The organism is Acinetobacter sp. 766875 (assembly GCF_000582055.1).
Taxonomy (GTDB): domain Bacteria; phylum Pseudomonadota; class Gammaproteobacteria; order Pseudomonadales; family Moraxellaceae; genus Acinetobacter; species Acinetobacter nosocomialis.
Genome location: NZ_JEXX01000002.1, coordinates 174743 through 191903, shown reverse-complemented (window position 1 = coordinate 191903; position 17161 = coordinate 174743). Strand labels below are relative to the sequence as shown.

Here is a 17161-nt window from a genome sequence, read left to right as displayed (position 1 = left end):
TAAAAAATATCGGGGTGTTTGAATTAAATCAGTTCAAAGCCCCGTCTTTTATTATGGTCATATCTGACCTTAAAATATATCTCCTGTACTGTTTCTAATGCTCATGCCATGAGATATGGCTGGTCTTGAATTAAGGTTATTGTATGAAACCCGTTATTGCGCTCATTGGTCGTCCGAATGTCGGAAAATCAACGTTATTTAACCAGATTACCAAGAGTCGTGATGCACTTGTAGCCGACTTCGCGGGTCTGACTCGTGACCGTAAATATGGTGATGCGACTTATCAAAATAAGTCTTTCATTGTTGTTGATACGGGTGGTATCGGTGAAAGTGAAGGCGGTATCGATAACTACATGGCCGAGCAGTCAAAAACAGCCATCAACGAAGCAGATATTATTATTTTTGTGGTTGATGCGCGCGCCGGATTGTTAGCTTCTGATGAACAAATCGCTCGTGAACTTCGTACGTTAGGCAAGAAAATTTATCTTGTTGCGAACAAGGTAGATGGTGTGCATGCTGAAGCTGCTTTAGTTGAGTTCTATAAACTTGGTATGGGTGAACCATTACAAGTTGCAGCGAGTCATGGTCGTGGCGTTCAGCAAATGCTTGAAGATGTACTTCAAGATGTTCCTGAAGATGAAAACCCAGAAGAGCATGATAAAGATACTGGTTTACGTTTAGCCATTATTGGTCGTCCAAACGTGGGTAAATCAACGTTGGTAAACCGCTTACTTGGTGAAGACCGTGTAGTGGCATTTGACCAACCGGGTACAACTCGTGATTCTATTTATATTCCTTTTGAACGTGAAGGCCGTAAATACACTTTAATTGATACAGCGGGTGTACGTCGTAAAGGTAAAGTTGATGAAATGATTGAGAAGTTCTCGATTGTGAAAACTTTACAGGCAATGAAAGATGCTCACGTTGTAGTGGTTGTCGTTGATGCACGTGAAGGTATTGTTGAGCAAGACTTACATTTAATTGGCTATGCGCTTGAAGCTGGTCGTGCCATGGTGATCGCCATTAACAAATGGGACAACATGAGCGAGTACGACCGTAAACAATGTAAGCTTGACGTTGAACGTCGTTTTGACTTCATTCCTTGGGCAAAAATTCACTTAATTTCTGCTTTACATGGAACAGGTGTAGGTGAGTTATATCCTTCTATCCACCGTGCTTATGAGTCTGCAAATTTAAAAGTTTCACCAGCAAAATTAACTCAAATTTTGAGTGATGCGACAGAAGCTCACCAACCACCAATGATTAGTGGTCGCCGTATTAAAATGCGTTATGCGCATATGGGCGGACAAAACCCACCGACTATTGTGATTCATGGTAATAAGGTTGATAAGACACCTGCGGACTACCGCCGTTACTTAGAAAACGTGTTCCGTAAAGTATATAAACTTGAAGGTACGCCAGTTCGTATTGACTTTAAAACTTCTGAAAACCCATTTGAAGGTCGTAAGAGTCAAGTTGATGAGCGTACAGCTGCGCGCCGTCGTCGTTATATTCAGAAATTCAAAAAAGCGGAAAAGAAATTTAATCGTTAATCTGTATAAACGTAAAAAAGCCCAAAGTATTCTTTGGGCTTTTTATTATATGGTTTAATAAGTTATTGGTATTTTTATATTAGTTTTAATCCTTAATTAGATGGATTTAAAAAGATGAATGATAGGAAAATTGAAGTTTATATAGGAAAGCTCAATGAGTTTTTAAAACAAGAACAGCAAGACTTTCCTGACTTTCGTACATTTAATGAATATAAAAAGCAGCAAATACAGCACATTAAAAATAATTTATTAGCTCAAAAGCTAAATGTAAATCCAGAAGATTTGTTATTTGCTAAACATGAGTATGGCAAACCTTACTTATTGGACCATGTTCTGCATTTTAACCATTCACATAGCCAACAATACTATGCTTTAGCGCTAAGTGAGCGGGTTAAAGATATTGGTATAGATGTTGAAGAACTTGACCGTAAAGTACGTTTAGATAGTTTGGCACAACATGCTTTTCATCCTGATGAATATGCAACATGGCAAAATCTAGAACAAGATAAAGAGTATTGGTTTAAAGTCTGGACCACTAAAGAAGCTGTTTTAAAAGCATCGGGCCTTGGTATACGTTTAGATTTAAATACTTTAAACACTCAAGCACACCCTACAAATCATGGCGGATTATGTTCGCATGAACTTATTGGAACGTTTGCTTATCAAAATTTTGTTTCAGGTAACATGATTTTAACGGTCGCATGGCGTTCCGAGCAGTCTTGCCGCGGGTTTCAGTTTCCTTCTATTCAGCTTCATCCATTTGAAAGATAGAGTGTGCCAAATAGCACGTATAAAAAAACCGCGAATTACGCGGTTTTTTGAGTTTAGAGCAAGCTATAAAATTAAGCTTGACCTTCAACAGCAGCAGCTTGAGCACGTTCCATATTTGCTTCGAACTCTGCATCAAAGTTGATTGGAGTAAGAAGTAATTGTGGGAAGCTACCCTTAGTAACTAAGTCGTTTACCGCTTCACGTAGGAACGGGAACAAAATGTTCGGGCAGTATGCACCCAAAATGTAAGGTAAGCGGTCTTCTTCGATATTATCGATTAAGAAAATACCAGATTGAGTTACATCTACGATGAATGCTGTTTCATTGTCGTTATTGGCTTTAACCACAACTTTTAAAGATACTTCAAAGTGAGTTGGGTCAATCTTTTCAGCAGCAGAAGAAAGATTGATGTTAAGTTCAGGTTGCCATTGTTTAGTAAAAACTTGTGCCCCTGGAACCTCAAAAGAAATATCTTTTGTATAAATACGCTCTAAAGCTAATTGTGGTTGAACTTGTTGTTCTTCGCTCATTGTTTTTTCCTTAATATGGATGCGATGTTAAGCCAATAATTCGTCGAGTTTACCTTCACGCTCTAAAGCATAAAGTTGGTCAAAACCACCGATAAACTGATCATTAATAAAAATTTGTGGAACAGTACGATGATTTGTACGTTGCATTAATTCAGCACGTACTTCTGGTGCCTCAACAGAAAGATTTACTTCTTTGTAAGCAACACCTTTACGCTCAAGTAATTGTTTCGCGCGAACGCAGTACGGGCATACAGAAGTTGAGTAAACAATGACATTTGCTGCCATAACAATTCTCCTTAAGCTTTTGGTTTGCTTTTAACGAGAGGTAAGCCTTGAGCTTTCCAGTTACTGATACCACCATCAAGGCGATAGCTGTCATGGTGAGCAACTTTCTGTAAAGCGCTACCAGCAACTTGCCCTAGGTTGCAAATAAATACCAATGGACGGTCACTTGCTTTTAATTCATCAGCATGACTTGCAATTTGGCTATAAGGAATATTGCGGCTACCACTAATGTGACCTTCGCGGAAGTCTTTGCTATCGCGTAAGTCAATCAAAAGGGCATTTTTCGCTTTCACTAAAATACCAAGCGACTGTGGAGAAATTTTACGACCGTTACGTTGACCTTCAAAAATGAAGAACAATACGATCAAGACTCCGAGTGTACCAAACAAAATGGGGTGATTCCCCATAAACTCTAACCAGCGTTCCACAAGTCACCTAAAAAAATTAAAAACAAAATTGACCTAGAGTATAGCGTATATAGATGGTGATCAAAATCACCACTTCAAGGGCAAATGGAGCAGAAAATTAGTTTTTTTGCTGCGCTTCTTGAATCTCATCGATTAAACGTAAAAAGCTGTCTAGGCGGCGTGGTAAAATTTCACCTGCTTCAACAGCCTGTTTTAAGCCACAGTTCTTTTCATGAGTATGAGTACAATTACGGAACTGACACGAACCTAAATGTGCTTCGATTTCAGGGAAGCCCATACGAATTTTATCTAAATCGAGATGCCAAAGCCCAAACTCGCGAATTCCCGGCGAATCAATTAAGGCGCCATTTTTACCAAAGTTGATTAAGCGCGTAGAAGTCGTGGTGTGCTGTCCAAGTGCTGAGTTTTCAGAAATAATATTAGTTTTTTGTTCAGCATCTGGAATGAGTACATTAATAAGTGAGCTTTTCCCAACCCCTGACTGACCTACAAAAGCTACTGTCTCGCCATCAAGACGTTGAGACAATGCTGAGATGTCACCTTTAGAATGACAAATCATGACTTCATAGCCTAAATTTTCATACTCTTTGAGCATGTCGAGAATCGGATCATTTTCAGTGAGTAAATCTGATTTATTTAGTACTAGAAGAGCAGGAATATTTGCATCTGCACATGCTACTAAATAGCGATCAATTAAAGTCGGTGCCGGTTCTGGAAGCGGAGCAAAAACAATAACGATTAAACTAATATTGGCTGCTACAGGCTTTACTTTATGATAGCGATCCGGGCGTGTAAGTAATGAAGTACGTGGATGAATTGCGGTAATAATCCCTAAACCTGTATTAGGGTCTGCTTGCCACTTCACTCTGTCACCCGTGACTAGTAGTTCAAGATTTGTACGAGTGTGGCAACGCCAAATACTTTTTAGTTCAATCGGTTTCCAAAATGGTTCTGGTTCGCCTTCGGCAACTTGAGGTTTTTCTGGGTGATGCTCGGGTACAGAAAGTGCCTGTACTTCAAGTTGACGGCCATAGTGCTGTACTACCAGCCCATCTAGATCTTGTGAAGTATCGACTTCTTCTTGGCGAGTTTTATGCTGTTTTTCAATACGACGTTGCTGTTGCTCAGTTAAACGACGCTTACGAATTAGAGCCATTCATATCCCAAAAAAACCATTGTTTGAAGACCGCAAAAATAGCACGAAGCTGGTATGGAATTACAGCGCAGAAGCAAGAAATTTGCTACTATTGATGTTTTTACGGCATTTTAGAACGTACATACATGAGCAGTACTTTAAATACACGATTAATTTGGATTGATCTGGAAATGACCGGTTTGGATACCGACAACGACCAGATTATTGAAATCGCAACAATTATTACAGATGATCATTTAAATGTACTTGCCGAAGGTCCGGTTTTGGCTATTCATCAACCTGATCGTATTTTAAATGCAATGGATGAGTGGAATACGCGTCAGCATGGCCAGTCAGGTTTAATTGAACGAGTTCGTCGTAGTAAATTGACAGCTCGTGATGCTGAGTTACAGACTTTAGAATTCTTAAAAAAGTGGGTAAATCCAAAAGTTTCACCAATGTGTGGTAACTCGATTTGTCAGGATCGCCGTTTCTTGCATCGTCTTATGCCTGAACTAGAGCAGTATTTCCACTATCGTAATCTCGATGTGTCTACGATCAAAGAACTCTCAAAACGCTGGCGCCCTGAAATTATGAGCGGTCTGAAAAAGAATGCATCACATTTAGCTATGGATGACATTCGCGATTCAATTTCAGAGTTGAAATACTACCGCGAATATTTTTTCATTATGAACACTGATGGTAAAGATTGATTACGTTGTTCAAGTCATATGAAAGGGGGCAGTAGCCTCCTTTTTTATTGCTTATAAGACATGGTTACAATAATACCAAGGGGTAATTTGGCTTTCATATTCATTTTGCTTAAAATGATGTTTTAAGTTTATTTATTATAAAAAGAGAGCATTTATGCAAAGTAATAACCCGATACTGACTCGCGTTGAAACGGTCAGTGACTACAGTCAACCAATGACCGTGCAAGGTGCGATTCAAAAATCTGTGATGTTGACTATCATTGCTGCTGCAGTGGGTGTCGCTTTATTTTTCTATGCAGCCTTTACTGCAAATGTTGGTATTGCTTACGCAGCTTCAATTGTGGGTGCAATTGGTGGCTTGGTTTTAGCTTTAATCACAACGTTTAAACCAACGACTGCGCCAACTTTAGCAATTCCTTATGCTTTATTCGAAGGGGCATTTATTGGAGGTATTTCTTTTACTTTCCAGTTGAAATATCCGGGCGTTCCGCTTCAAGCCTTATTAGCAACTTTCGTTACCACTTTAGTGATGTTTGGTCTATATAAGTTCCAAATTATACGTGCAACCGAAAAGTTCAAATCAGTTGTAATTTCGGCATCTCTAGCAATCTTTATTGTATTTATTGTACAGATGGTGATGCGTTTAGCGTTTGGTTCAAGCATTCCTTATATTTTTGAAAGCAACTGGTTGGGTATTGGTTTTGCTGCATTTGTTGCAGTCATTGCTTCACTTAACCTGATTTTAGATTTTGACTTGATCGAAACCAATGCAGCATACCGTGCTCCAAAATTCATGGAATGGTTGTGTGGTATTGCCTTACTTGCAACTTTAGTTTGGATGTATATCTCGTTCTTACGTCTACTTGGCTTATTGTCTGATGACTAAAAATGAGATGATAAAAAGTCGCTCCTATGTAGGGGCGATTTTTTTTCGTGCGATTTTTGAAAAAAGATGCATTATGCAATTTCGAAAAATGTTGAATATTGGCATTATGCTGGAAATTGTTTTGAGTGAGATCGGCATGACACAAGGACTTTTAGCAGGTAAACGCTTTTTGATTGCAGGCGTTGCTAGTAAATTATCAATTGCTTATGGTATTGCACAAGCATTACACCGTGAAGGTGCTGAGCTTGCATTTACTTATCCAAACGAAAAATTAAAAAAACGTGTAGATGAGTTTGCTGAGCAATTCGGTTCTAAACTTGTGTTTCCATGTGATGTTGCCGTTGATGCTGAAATTGATAATGCATTTGCGGAACTTGCAAAACATTGGGACGGCGTAGATGGTGTTGTACATTCAATCGGTTTTGCACCTGCACACACGCTTGACGGTGACTTTACTGACGTGACTGACCGTGATGGTTTTAAAATTGCTCATGACATTAGCGCATACAGCTTTGTTGCAATGGCACGTGCTGCAAAACCTTTATTACAAGCTCGCCAAGGTTGTTTGTTAACTTTGACTTACCAAGGTTCTGAACGCGTTATGCCTAACTACAACGTAATGGGTATGGCAAAAGCTTCTTTAGAAGCTGGTGTCCGTTACTTAGCATCAAGCTTAGGTGTTGATGGTATCCGTGTAAACGCGATTTCTGCGGGTCCAATCCGTACTTTAGCCGCTTCTGGTATTAAATCTTTCCGTAAAATGTTAGATGCTAACGAAAAAGTTGCACCGTTAAAGCGTAACGTAACGATTGAAGAAGTGGGTAACGCAGCGTTATTCCTATGCTCACCTTGGGCTTCAGGTATTACTGGTGAAATTCTATATGTAGACGCTGGTTTCAATACTGTCGGTATGAGCCAATCTATGATGGATGATGAATAAGTCTTAAGATTTATTCAAATAAAAAAAAGCCGTAGTTGAAGGACTACGGCTTTTTTACTGGGCGCAAGTTATTGTGGCAATTCTTTTACAGGTGAACCACCTAATGCCTGCATGAGGGTGACATAAGCGTTGTATTGGCTTTGTTTGGTTTCAACAAGACTCAAGCGCGCAGTACGTGTTGTTTGCTGGGCATCGAGAAGTGTTTTTAACGCAACAGCGCCATAACGGTAACGTACTTCGGTTAAACGTTCGGTTTTTTCTGCAAGTTCAACATTACGTTGTTGCAGTTCTACTTGTTTGTCGAGTTCTGTACGGCTTGATAACGCATTTTCTACATCAGCAAAAGCCTGATAAAGCGTTTGGCGATATTGAATAATCGCTTTTTCATAATCAAGATTACTAATCGCAATATCTTTCTTCATATCGTTATATTGCAAAAACGGTAAGCTCAAACTCGCCCCAAGCGTGAGGGCAGGGTTGCGTAATAACTCGGTTAAAGATGTGCTGCTTGAACCTAAACTGCTGGTTAAGCTAATAGACGGATAGTAGCTTGCTTTAGTCGCATCTTTGGTTGCTAGCGCCTTTCTTAAACGAAGCTCGGCTGCTTGCAAGTCAGGGCGGCGTGACAAAATATCCGCCGGTAAACCTGCACCAATAGCAGGAAGCGCTGTACGTGGTAAACGCTGTGGTTCTTGAATGTTGAGTTGCTGTACTGGCTCATGCAATAACACTGCAATGGCTGTACGTGTTTCTACAAGCTGTTGTTCAATTTGGCTTAAACTTGCTTTTTGGCTTTGAACAGACTGCTCGGCTTGCGTAAGGTCTAAGCCTGAAACTGCACCTGCTTTATACTGAGTTTGAACTAACTGATAAAGCTTTTGTGAAGTGGCTAAGCTCTGCTGTGCAGTTGCATAACGTTCATTTAAGTAGCCCAGTTGCCAGTAGAGTTTCGCTGTAGTGGCAATCAGACTTTGACCTGTAGACTGTAAGTCTTGTTCAGTCGCTAAAGCTTCCCATTTACTTGCTTCGGTTTGACGAGCAAGCTTGCCAAACAAATCAAGTTCATAACTTACGCCTGCACTTAGCGAAAGTCCTGCTGAGCTGTCATCACCTGAATTTAAATCGAAACTATGACCTGTAGAAACTTTTGAATTGGTACGCAAGCCTTGTTGATTTGCAGTTAAATCAGCTTTCAAGCGAGCTTGCTTTAAGGTAATTCCCGCTACAGCTAAATCGCTATTACGCTCTAATACGTTGTTTACGAGTTGGTTGAGCTGTGCATCTCCAAACAGTGTCCACCAACGGTCAGAGTATTGTTCAACTGATGCTGTTTTAGTTTTAGTCGTATCGTACTGAAAACTACCCGGAACCTGTACAGACGGTGCTTGGTAAGGCGTTTTAACCATTGCTGCACATCCCACAAGAGAACTGCTGAGGAGAAGTGCTGCGCTAAGTTTAGTCATTGAAAAAGACATGCAATTTTCCTTATTCTCGTGATAGTGCTGCAACAGGGTCAAGTTTTGCGGCATTTTTGGCAGGCAAGAAACCGAATACGACACCAATCAGTGTTGAGCAAACAAATGCTGCCACAATCGAAGTCGTTGAATATGCCACTGCAAAATTACCTGCGGCTACTTTGTTAATAAGCTGTCCTAACCCCAGCGAAAGTAATACGCCGAGAACACCACCAATTAAACACACTAAAATTGCTTCAATTAGGAACTGTTGCAAAATATCACTTTGTCGAGCACCGACAGCCATACGTACACCAATTTCTTGCGTACGTTCAGTTACCGAAACCAACATAATGTTCATTACACCAATACCACCAACTACCAGAGAAATGACGGCAATTGCTGAGACCAGAAGGGTCATGGTGCTGGTTGTTTTCTCAATGGTTTGACGGATACTGTCACTATTCATAGTGAAAATATCTTGGGCACCATGTCGCTGCGTTAATAAATTAACGATGGCGTTTTCAGCAGCGCTGGTCGAGTATTTATCATTAATACGTACAACAATATTACGGACATGTGCCTGACCTAACATACGGCTCATGACCGTGGTATATGGCATATACACATTAAGCGTATCATCTGAGCCCATACTACTGGTCTGAGGTTCGACAATGCCGATAATACGAGCCGGCACACTACCTAGTAAGACCACTTGCCCGATTGGGTTAGTACCATCACTAAAGAATTGTTTTTGCGTATTCGTGTCAATCACTACATCTTGTGAACGGTCACGTACACTACGTTGATCAAAAGTTTGACCATCTTTAAAAACCAGACCTTTTACATCAAAAAAATCGTTACTTACGCCATTAATGGTCGCGTTCGCTTCATTTTGTTGATAACGCATAGTTTTGGATGTGCTGACCATTGGACTGACCGCACTCACATAAGGCTGCGTCATTAATGCATCGGCATCGGCAGGCACCAATGTTTTAAAATTGGCCGTCTTGGAGTTATCACCAAAACCACGCCCTTGGAATACCGTAATTGTGTTAGTACCGAGGCCGCTAATATTTTCCAAAATCTGCTTTTGTGAACCATTACCCAGTGCGACTACCGTTACGACAGATGCAATACCAATAATAATCCCGAGCATGGTTAAAAAGGTACGCATACGGTGGGCATTCATAGACAGCAACGCCATTTGGAACGCCTCAGATAAGCGGTCTAAAGTTGAACGCCAAGCTGAAATGCTTTTACCTTTTTTCTGCTTATTTTGTAGAGCAGGGGCAGCATCGGGGTCAGATTTAACTTCTTCTGTAGATTGGTCTGGAACATTAGGACGGTCACTAATAATTTCTCCGTCACTAATTTCGATAATACGCGTTGCATTTTTCGCAACTTGCATATCGTGCGTGACCAAAATAATGGTGTGACCAGCTGCATTGAGTTCACGCAAAATTCGCATTACCTCAATACCACTATGTGAGTCGAGTGCACCTGTTGGCTCATCGGCTAAAATCACATCACCGCCATTCATTAAGGCACGGGCAATTGAAACACGTTGCTGTTGACCACCTGAAAGTTGGCTTGGTCGGTTTTGTGTTTTTGTGCCTAAACCTAACTCGGTAAGTAAGGCAGTTGCACGCTGTTTACGATTTGAAGGTGTAACACCTGCATAAACGGCTGGAACTTCAACGTTACCTTCGGCTGATAAGTCACCAAGTAAGTGATAGCGCTGGAAAATAAAGCCAAAATATTCACGGCGTAATTGGGCTAACTGGTCAGGTTCTAGCTTACCGGTTTCTTGACCATTAACCTTGTAACTACCACTTGTTGGGCGGTCCAGACAGCCCAAAATATTCATGAGCGTTGATTTACCAGAACCGGACTGGCCGACAATCGCAACCAGTTCACCTTCATAAATGGTCAGGTCAATGCCTTTTAAAATTTGAATCGTGCTTTCGCCAGCAGGGAATTCCCGGACCAGATTGCTGACTTCAAGCAAAGCTTGTTTTGTCATGCTTACATTCCCATTGGACCATTACGGCGACGGTTATTACCACTATTTGCAGAGGCAGCAGAGTTTTCTGAACTATCCGCAATTACAACTTGATCACCTTGTTTTAATCCGGCAAGTACTTGTGCATTTACACGGTTATTAATACCTACCAAAATTTGTGTTGGTTTAGTTGTGCCATCTGCTTGTAAAACACGAACTACGCTCAAGGTTGCTTTGCCTTGTTCAATAAGTTGTTTTTGTTCAGGAGTTAAGTTTAAGCGTTCTAAACGGGCACCATTACCTGAGTGTTTTCTTTCGGCATTTGGAGTTGAAGCCGCTTTATCTGCTGACTGACCAGGTTTTTTCTGACCAGAAAATTGTTTGCTACTTAAGGCAGAAGATGGAACCAGTAAGGCATTTTTTGCTGAATCTAATACGATATAAACTTGAGCAGTCATATCAATACGCAATTTGCCATCTGTATTTGGAACGTCAAATAAAGCGTTGTAGTAGACAGCTGAGCTACTGGTTGAACTTGTAGTACTGTTTGACTCACTAGAAATTGAATCTGGCGCTGGCTCAATCTGACGTAATGTCGCATAACGCTTACTGTCATCGCCTAAAGTAGTGAAGTAGACTTTTTGACCTTTTTCTACTCGCATGATATCGGCTTCACTTACCTGCGCTTTAATCGTCATATTTTGCAGTTTTGCAATTTTAACGATCGTTGGAGCACTTTGGTTCGCGTTTACGGTTTGGCCTTCTTCAGTCACAATCGCAACAACGGTACCATCAGTTGGCGCAACAATACGGGTATAACCAATATTTGTTTGTGCTGTTGAACGAGTAACTTTCGCAGACTCGATTTGTGCATCTAATGCTTTGACTTGTGCTTGGGCTGTTTTATAAGCAGCTTCAGCTGACTCTAAATCTGCACGAGGTGTCGCATCTTGAGCATACATTTGTTGCTGACGACGATATTCGAGTTGCTTTTCATTTAAAGATGCCACTTGTTGAAGGCGCTGTGCCTCTAAGTTTTTAATATTGGCATCAGATGTTTTTAAACTGTTTTCTTGGGTGGTTGAGTCAATTTGTGCAATAAGTTGACCTTGTTTCACTTGATCACCAAGCTGCACATACATCTTTTTAACCTGACCGGATACCTGAGCACCGACACTAATGAGCTTGGTTGCATCAAGCGTACCGGTTGCAAGTACATTATTCTCAATATCTCCGCGAGTTACCTCAGCTGTAATATATTGAGGCTGCTGCTGTTTAGGTTTAAAAAACTTCCAAGCTAATGCAGCAATAACGGCTATACAGACGACAATAATAACGAGTTTAATGGGCTTTATTTTTGGCATGGCGAGAGGTCGAAAAGTCTAAAATTTTAATTAGTATAAGAGTCAATTGAGGATAAAACGTGAATTTTTATGATATTTCAACAAAGCAGACAAAGGATTTGACCGCTCTATTGTATAAATAATGTTTTCCCACACAACTCGGCAATCGCTTGTTGCATTAAATGTTCGGCATTTTCATTAGACATGCCTTTAATTGCCGCATCGATTTGCAAGAGTAGAGCAGACCATCCCAGAAATTGCTGTGGATTGAGTCTTCTTAAAGCTTGTTGGTATAAGCTAACTTTGGTTTTCCAAATACCGAGTTGCAATGCATTGTGTGGCTGTTCAAACAACTGCATTAATAAACGCATTTCTTTACTTAATGTCCATAAGATCAGACTTTCTGGTTCACCCGAACCAATTAAATATTGGAAAATCTTAATAGACTGAGCAAGATTGCCTTCTAATAAAGCATCGCTTAAATCATAAGTGGTGTAACGAGACTGATCTTGCAAACAAGCATATAACTGTTCAATTTGAATCAGTTTCTGGTCTGGGAAAGTATCTCTTACGCGCATCAAACTATTTTTAGCTGCGAGTAAATTGTGCTCATGATGCTGCATGAGCCACTGCCAAGCATCATTGTCGAGTTGAATTTCGAGCTTTTCTGCTTCAGCAGCTAAAATTCTTTGGCGGTCTTGCGGATAGTTTGCAGTAAGAGCAACAACAACGCCGTTTGCTTCAACAACTTGGAAAAAAGCAGACTTTAAGCTACTGCTATCTTGTTTGGGTAAAACAATTAACAGCAGGTTGGTTTCATTATGCTGAATATAACTTTTAAGCTGTTTTAAACCATTTGCATCGGGCTTGATATTGCCGTGAACTTCAATAGCAAGTTGCTGTGAAAATAAAGACAAGCTGTTCAGGGCATTAAACACATTTTTCCAGTCACTCACACTACTAATATCATAGCGCTGTCTTTCAATGTCTTGTTGCTGCCAGCTTTTACGGAAAGTATCTAGTAAATTTTGTTCAAGTAATGGTTCCTGACCATGCAGGATCCACGCACCCCGAGCTTCCGGAATGCGTTTAAGGGCTTGTAAGTAGTCAAGTTTCATTACTAAAGAATAGATAAATCTTATGGTTGAGCTTTTGGTAAGCGATTAGCTGAAATTTGACGAGTAATTTGCTGAGCAATGTCATCAATCACAATACGTTGCAAGTAACCTTCTTGCTGGTTTTCAGTGTTGACAGTTGCCAAGTCATATTGATAACTACGAGCTGCGGTTAAAGTACGTGGCTCGGTAATTTTATTCCCTTGACGGTCTTCAATTTGGAAAGTCACAGTCAGACGTAATAGAACTTCTGTAAGCTTACCATTTAGAAGTTGACGACGAGGCGTGTACTCTAAAACATGAAGAACATAGGCGTCGTTGTCATTGGTGAGCTGAACGCCATTTGCTGTTAAGTACACTTTTAATTGTGTTTCTAAGTCATCGGTTTTTGCCGGTAACTCAAGGCTCAACTTTTTATAAACAAGTGGAGTCGCAGTCGGGTTAGTTCCTTTTAAATGGAAACCACACCCGACTAAGCCTGCACTAAGGCCTAAGGTTAAAACAACAGCGGCTAAACGTTGGGCTAAGTGCATGCTTGATCCTCTCATTAATACCTGTAATTAAACCACGAGGTTAACCAATTTGTTTGGAACCACAATTTCTTTTTTGGTTGGTCCTGTTAAGAACTGTTGAACTTCTGGTAACGCTTTAGCTTGAGCTAATAATTCATCTTTAGAAATATCAACAGAAACTTCAAGTTTACCGCGAAGTTTACCATTTACTTGTACAACAATCGTTTGGGTATTGCGTGTTAACGCAGAAGCATCAACTTCAGGGAAAGTTGCTTCTGTTAAGTCCGTACCAAACTGAGCCAATAAAGTCTGGCTTAAATGCGGAGCAAATGGAGCAAGTAACGTTAACAATGTTGTGATTGCTTCACGTTCTACAGCAACGTCGTTGTCATCTTTTGCTTCAAACTTATTGCTTGCGTTTAATAATTCCATTAACGCGGCAATTGCAGTATTGAATGCATGACGACGTTCAATATCATCACTTACTTTTTGAATCGTTTCGTGAGTCTTACGACGTAAATCTTGAGCGTCTTTAGACAAGTTTGCCGTATCGATTGCAGTTGCAGCGTTTCCTTTTTCAAGGAAGCTTGCTACCAGACGCCATACACGTTTCAAGAAACGGTTTGCGCCTTCAACACCTGCATCAGACCATTCTAAAGATTGATCTGGTGGAGCAGCAAACATCATAAATACACGTGCTGTATCTGCGCCGTATTGATCAATAATGGCTTTTGGGTCAATACCGTTATTTTTCGACTTAGACATTTTTTCTTGTCCGCCGATAATCACTTCTTGACCATCACCTGAATATTTTGCAGAAATGATGCGACCTTTCTCATCACGTTCTAATTCGATGTCAGCAGGGTTGAACCAAGTTTTCTTACCATTTTCCGCTTCACGATAGAATGTATCTGCAAGCACCATGCCTTGAGTTAACAAGTTAGTAAATGGTTCATTACCTTGTACAACGCCTTCATCACGCATTAATTTGTGGAAGAAACGTGCATAAAGTAAGTGAAGAATCGCGTGTTCAACACCACCAATATATTGGTTTACAGGAAGCCAGTTTTGAGCTGCTTCAGGTTTAACCATACCGCCAGTGAAGTCTGGAGACGCATAGCGTGCGTAGTACCAAGATGACTCTACGAATGTATCCAATGTATCTGTTTCACGGCGTGCATCGCCACCACAGCAAGGACATTTTGTTTCATAGAATTCAGGCATTTTATTAAGCGGGTTACCTGAACCATCTGGAACAACGTCAGTTGGTAATACAACCGGAAGTTGGTCTTCTGGAACTGTGACTTGACCACAAGTATCACAGTTAATCATTGGAATTGGACAACCCCAGTAACGTTGACGAGAAACACCCCAGTCACGTAAACGGAATTGAACTTTAGAGTTTGCTAAACCTTGTGGCTCTAATTTCGCAAGGAATGCGTCAAACGCAGCTTGGAATTCTAAACCGTCAAACTCGCCAGAGTTAACAAGTTTACCTTCTTTAGAACCGTACCATTCTTGCCACTCAGTTGCAGAGTAGTCTGCATCGTCAGCGCCTTTGGCATCAATCACTTGCTTAATTGGCAAGTTGAACTTGTTTGCAAATTCAAAATCACGTTCGTCATGTGCTGGTACAGCCATTACTGCGCCAGAACCGTAAGACATTAATACGTAGTTTGCGATCCAGATAGGAAGCTCTTCACCAGTTACAGGGTGTTTTACAAACAAGCCTGTTGCCATGCCTTTTTTCTCGGCTGTTGCCAAGTCAGCTTCTGCAACTGAACCCATGCGGCATTCTTCAATAAATGCAGCTAATTCAGGGTTATTTTCAGCAGCTTTAAGCGCAAGAGGGTGTTCTGCTGCAACAGCAACGTATGTTACGCCCATAAGCGTATCAGCACGTGTTGTATAAACGGTTAAGCCGTCAGCATAAATTTCGGTATTAGCAGATGGGAAAGTAATTTCCATACCTGTAGAGCGACCAATCCAGTTACGTTGCATGGTCAACACTTGTTGAGGCCAGCCGTCTTGTAGTGTGTCTAGGTCGTCTAATAATTCTTGTGCATAGTCCGTAATACGGAAGTAGTACATTGGAATATCGCGTTTTTCGACCAATGCACCAGAGCGCCATCCGCGACCATTTTCAACTTGTTCGTTTGCCAAAACTGTTTGGTCAACCGGATCCCAGTTCACTGTTGAAAGTTTACGGTAGATCAAACCTTTTTTATAAAGCTGAACAAACAACCATTGTTCCCAGTGGTAGTACTCTGGTGTACACGTTGCAAATTCACGGTCCCAATCAACAGATAAACCTAATTTTTTTAATTGGTCACGCATATAAGCGATGTTTTCAAATGTCCATTTTGCCGGAGCAACTTTATGGGCAATTGCAGCGTTTTCCGCAGGCAAACCAAAAGCGTCCCAACCCATAGGTTGTAGTACGGTTTCGCCTTTTAAACGATAGAAACGGCTAATTACGTCGCCAATTGTATAGTTACGCACATGACCCATGTGCAGTTTGCCACTTGGGTAAGGGAACATTGACAGGATGTAACGATGTTTACCTTCGACAGTGTCGGCAACTTTAAAGACTTTACGATTTTCCCAATCTTGTTGGACGGATGGTTCAATCGTGTTTGCTTGATATTCTGGGTCAATGTGAGAAATAGTCATAGACGTAAGCTATACAACGAAAATTGAAATGAAAGATTGCTGCACAGCATAGCGCAAAATAGAGGAAAATGTCAGTTTTTAGATCACGATTTTATCTTTTAATATGCGCTATAAAAATTTCCCAACTTATTCTTCTTTATTTTAAATCCGAGAAGAGTGGTGAAAGTATTCACCACTCTCATTTTACTTATCGTGGTGCTGAAGCTGATGGAGCAGGTGCGGGTGCAGCAGGTGGAGCTGCTACTGCAGGCGCAGTTTTTTCCTGCGTGGCGTTAGCTGCTTCTGGTACGGCTTTATCTGTTTTAGTCTGAGCTGGTTGTTCTGTGTTTGATGTCGGATTCTTTACAGAAGGCTGGGTACCGTAAGTTGAAACTTTGTTCAAATGTTTCGCACCCTTAGGTGGTGGCGTCGTGGTGTAATGTGTCGAGCCGTTTTTATCTACCCATTTATAATATTGCTCGGCTTGACTTTGAGTTGAGCAAACTAAAATTGCTGTGATGATTGCTGTATATAAGCTTGTTTTTAAATAAGATAAATTCATATTAGATGTTCCCCAAAAAATACTGACTATATTTAAATAAAGTTTATAAATAAGCAATTTAGAATGCATGGTTTTATATAAAAAAGAGTGTTTTTTTAATAAAAATGGAGAGGGAATGAACAAATTTACGGCTTAAGATTAGATTAAAAAAACAACAGCTAAAACTTTTTATGGAAAAACCATTTCTTTATTCTTGACTTTGTATATAGAAACAACAAAAATGCTTTCTCTAGTTTTATATGTATTTACTCGATCACCCTTCGAATAAATATCATGT

Annotated in this window: 16 protein-coding genes; 5 read left to right on the top strand and 11 right to left on the bottom strand. The window is 40.5% G+C overall.

Features of this window, described 5'->3' with window-relative positions; translation table 11 throughout:
- The first annotated feature begins 143 nt into the window (after positions 1-143).
- Together der and J576_RS03370 are read left to right on the top strand one after the other, a co-directional pair.
- Complete coding sequence (gene der / locus J576_RS03375) at positions 144-1553, top strand: ribosome biogenesis GTPase Der (protein ID WP_002053398.1); 1410 nt, start codon at positions 144-146, stop codon at positions 1551-1553.
- Positions 1554-1667: 114 nt separating this feature from the next.
- The gene (locus J576_RS03370) at positions 1668-2324 is read left to right on the top strand and encodes a 4'-phosphopantetheinyl transferase family protein (protein ID WP_002053214.1); all 657 of its coding nucleotides are present in this window, start codon (positions 1668-1670) and stop codon (positions 2322-2324) included.
- Positions 2325-2395: 71 nt separating this feature from the next.
- Here J576_RS03370 and secB read toward each other — a convergent pair whose 3' ends face one another.
- From secB to rsgA, 4 genes are all read right to left on the bottom strand, one after another.
- Positions 2396-2854, bottom strand: a complete 459-nt coding sequence (gene secB, locus J576_RS03365; protein ID WP_031982311.1) for a protein-export chaperone SecB — start codon at positions 2852-2854, stop codon at positions 2396-2398.
- A 27-nt stretch (positions 2855-2881) separates the two neighbouring features.
- Entirely contained in the window at positions 2882-3139 is a 258-nt protein-coding gene (grxC, locus tag J576_RS03360; RefSeq protein WP_000729828.1) for a glutaredoxin 3, read from the bottom strand.
- A gap of 11 nt (positions 3140-3150) precedes the next feature.
- The gene (locus J576_RS03355) at positions 3151-3567 is read right to left on the bottom strand and encodes a rhodanese-like domain-containing protein (protein ID WP_000443006.1); all 417 of its coding nucleotides are present in this window, start codon (positions 3565-3567) and stop codon (positions 3151-3153) included.
- 97 nt (positions 3568-3664) lie between these two features.
- Positions 3665-4723 (bottom strand): ribosome small subunit-dependent GTPase A, encoded by a 1059-nt coding sequence (gene rsgA / locus J576_RS03350; RefSeq protein WP_002053397.1) that lies wholly within the window; start codon positions 4721-4723, stop codon positions 3665-3667.
- A 125-nt stretch (positions 4724-4848) separates the two neighbouring features.
- Between rsgA and orn the strand changes: the two genes are divergently transcribed.
- From orn to J576_RS03335, 3 genes are all read left to right on the top strand, one after another.
- Positions 4849-5415 (top strand): oligoribonuclease, encoded by a 567-nt coding sequence (gene orn / locus J576_RS03345; protein ID WP_002053300.1) that lies wholly within the window; start codon positions 4849-4851, stop codon positions 5413-5415.
- Positions 5416-5569: 154 nt separating this feature from the next.
- The gene (locus J576_RS03340; protein WP_002053496.1) at positions 5570-6301 is read left to right on the top strand and encodes a Bax inhibitor-1/YccA family protein; all 732 of its coding nucleotides are present in this window, start codon (positions 5570-5572) and stop codon (positions 6299-6301) included.
- 136 nt (positions 6302-6437) lie between these two features.
- Entirely contained in the window at positions 6438-7241 is an 804-nt protein-coding gene (locus J576_RS03335; RefSeq protein WP_002027450.1) for an enoyl-ACP reductase FabI, read from the top strand.
- A gap of 68 nt (positions 7242-7309) precedes the next feature.
- Here the strand turns inward: J576_RS03335 and J576_RS03330 are convergent, their stop codons facing one another.
- The 7 genes from J576_RS03330 to J576_RS03300 form a co-directional block, all read right to left on the bottom strand.
- Positions 7310-8704 (bottom strand): efflux transporter outer membrane subunit, encoded by a 1395-nt coding sequence (locus tag J576_RS03330; RefSeq protein WP_081401014.1) that lies wholly within the window; start codon positions 8702-8704, stop codon positions 7310-7312.
- A 22-nt stretch (positions 8705-8726) separates the two neighbouring features.
- A complete protein-coding gene (locus J576_RS03325) occupies positions 8727-10721 on the bottom strand; it encodes a MacB family efflux pump subunit (protein ID WP_002053251.1) in 1995 nt (664 codons plus the stop codon).
- A 2-nt stretch (positions 10722-10723) separates the two neighbouring features.
- Positions 10724-12064, bottom strand: coding sequence for a MacA family efflux pump subunit (locus tag J576_RS03320; RefSeq protein WP_002053440.1), 1341 nt, complete (start codon positions 12062-12064; stop codon positions 10724-10726).
- Positions 12065-12171: 107 nt separating this feature from the next.
- On the bottom strand, positions 12172-13161 hold the full coding sequence (gene holA / locus J576_RS03315; RefSeq protein ID WP_002053357.1) for a DNA polymerase III subunit delta: 990 nt from the start codon (positions 13159-13161) through the stop codon (positions 12172-12174).
- A gap of 20 nt (positions 13162-13181) precedes the next feature.
- The gene (locus J576_RS03310; protein ID WP_002053498.1) at positions 13182-13691 is read right to left on the bottom strand and encodes an LPS-assembly lipoprotein LptE; all 510 of its coding nucleotides are present in this window, start codon (positions 13689-13691) and stop codon (positions 13182-13184) included.
- Positions 13692-13718: 27 nt separating this feature from the next.
- Positions 13719-16343 (bottom strand): leucine--tRNA ligase, encoded by a 2625-nt coding sequence (gene leuS / locus J576_RS03305; RefSeq protein WP_033855506.1) that lies wholly within the window; start codon positions 16341-16343, stop codon positions 13719-13721.
- 187 nt (positions 16344-16530) lie between these two features.
- Positions 16531-16884, bottom strand: a complete 354-nt coding sequence (locus J576_RS03300) for a DUF4124 domain-containing protein (RefSeq protein WP_002053283.1) — start codon at positions 16882-16884, stop codon at positions 16531-16533.
- Positions 16885-17161 lie beyond the last annotated feature (277 nt).

Bases quoted from the DNA above. Each gene is read 5' to 3' on its own strand.
- der (WP_002053398.1), top strand. From the start codon at position 144: ATGAAACCCGTTATTGCGCTCATTGGTCGTCCGAATGTCGGAAAATCA.
- J576_RS03370 (WP_002053214.1), top strand. From the start codon at position 1,668: ATGAATGATAGGAAAATTGAAGTTTATATAGGAAAGCTCAATGAGTTT.
- secB (WP_031982311.1), bottom strand. From the start codon at position 2,854: ATGAGCGAAGAACAACAAGTTCAACCACAATTAGCTTTAGAGCGTATT.
- grxC (WP_000729828.1), bottom strand. From the start codon at position 3,139: ATGGCAGCAAATGTCATTGTTTACTCAACTTCTGTATGCCCGTACTGC.
- rsgA (WP_002053397.1), bottom strand. From the start codon at position 4,723: ATGGCTCTAATTCGTAAGCGTCGTTTAACTGAGCAACAGCAACGTCGT.
- orn (WP_002053300.1), top strand. From the start codon at position 4,849: ATGAGCAGTACTTTAAATACACGATTAATTTGGATTGATCTGGAAATG.
- J576_RS03340 (WP_002053496.1), top strand. From the start codon at position 5,570: ATGCAAAGTAATAACCCGATACTGACTCGCGTTGAAACGGTCAGTGAC.
- J576_RS03335 (WP_002027450.1), top strand. From the start codon at position 6,438: ATGACACAAGGACTTTTAGCAGGTAAACGCTTTTTGATTGCAGGCGTT.
- J576_RS03330 (WP_081401014.1), bottom strand. From the start codon at position 8,704: ATGACTAAACTTAGCGCAGCACTTCTCCTCAGCAGTTCTCTTGTGGGA.
- J576_RS03325 (WP_002053251.1), bottom strand. From the start codon at position 10,721: ATGACAAAACAAGCTTTGCTTGAAGTCAGCAATCTGGTCCGGGAATTC.
- J576_RS03320 (WP_002053440.1), bottom strand. From the start codon at position 12,064: ATGCCAAAAATAAAGCCCATTAAACTCGTTATTATTGTCGTCTGTATA.
- holA (WP_002053357.1), bottom strand. From the start codon at position 13,161: ATGAAACTTGACTACTTACAAGCCCTTAAACGCATTCCGGAAGCTCGG.
- J576_RS03310 (WP_002053498.1), bottom strand. From the start codon at position 13,691: ATGCACTTAGCCCAACGTTTAGCCGCTGTTGTTTTAACCTTAGGCCTT.
- leuS (WP_033855506.1), bottom strand. From the start codon at position 16,343: ATGACTATTTCTCACATTGACCCAGAATATCAAGCAAACACGATTGAA.
- J576_RS03300 (WP_002053283.1), bottom strand. From the start codon at position 16,884: ATGAATTTATCTTATTTAAAAACAAGCTTATATACAGCAATCATCACA.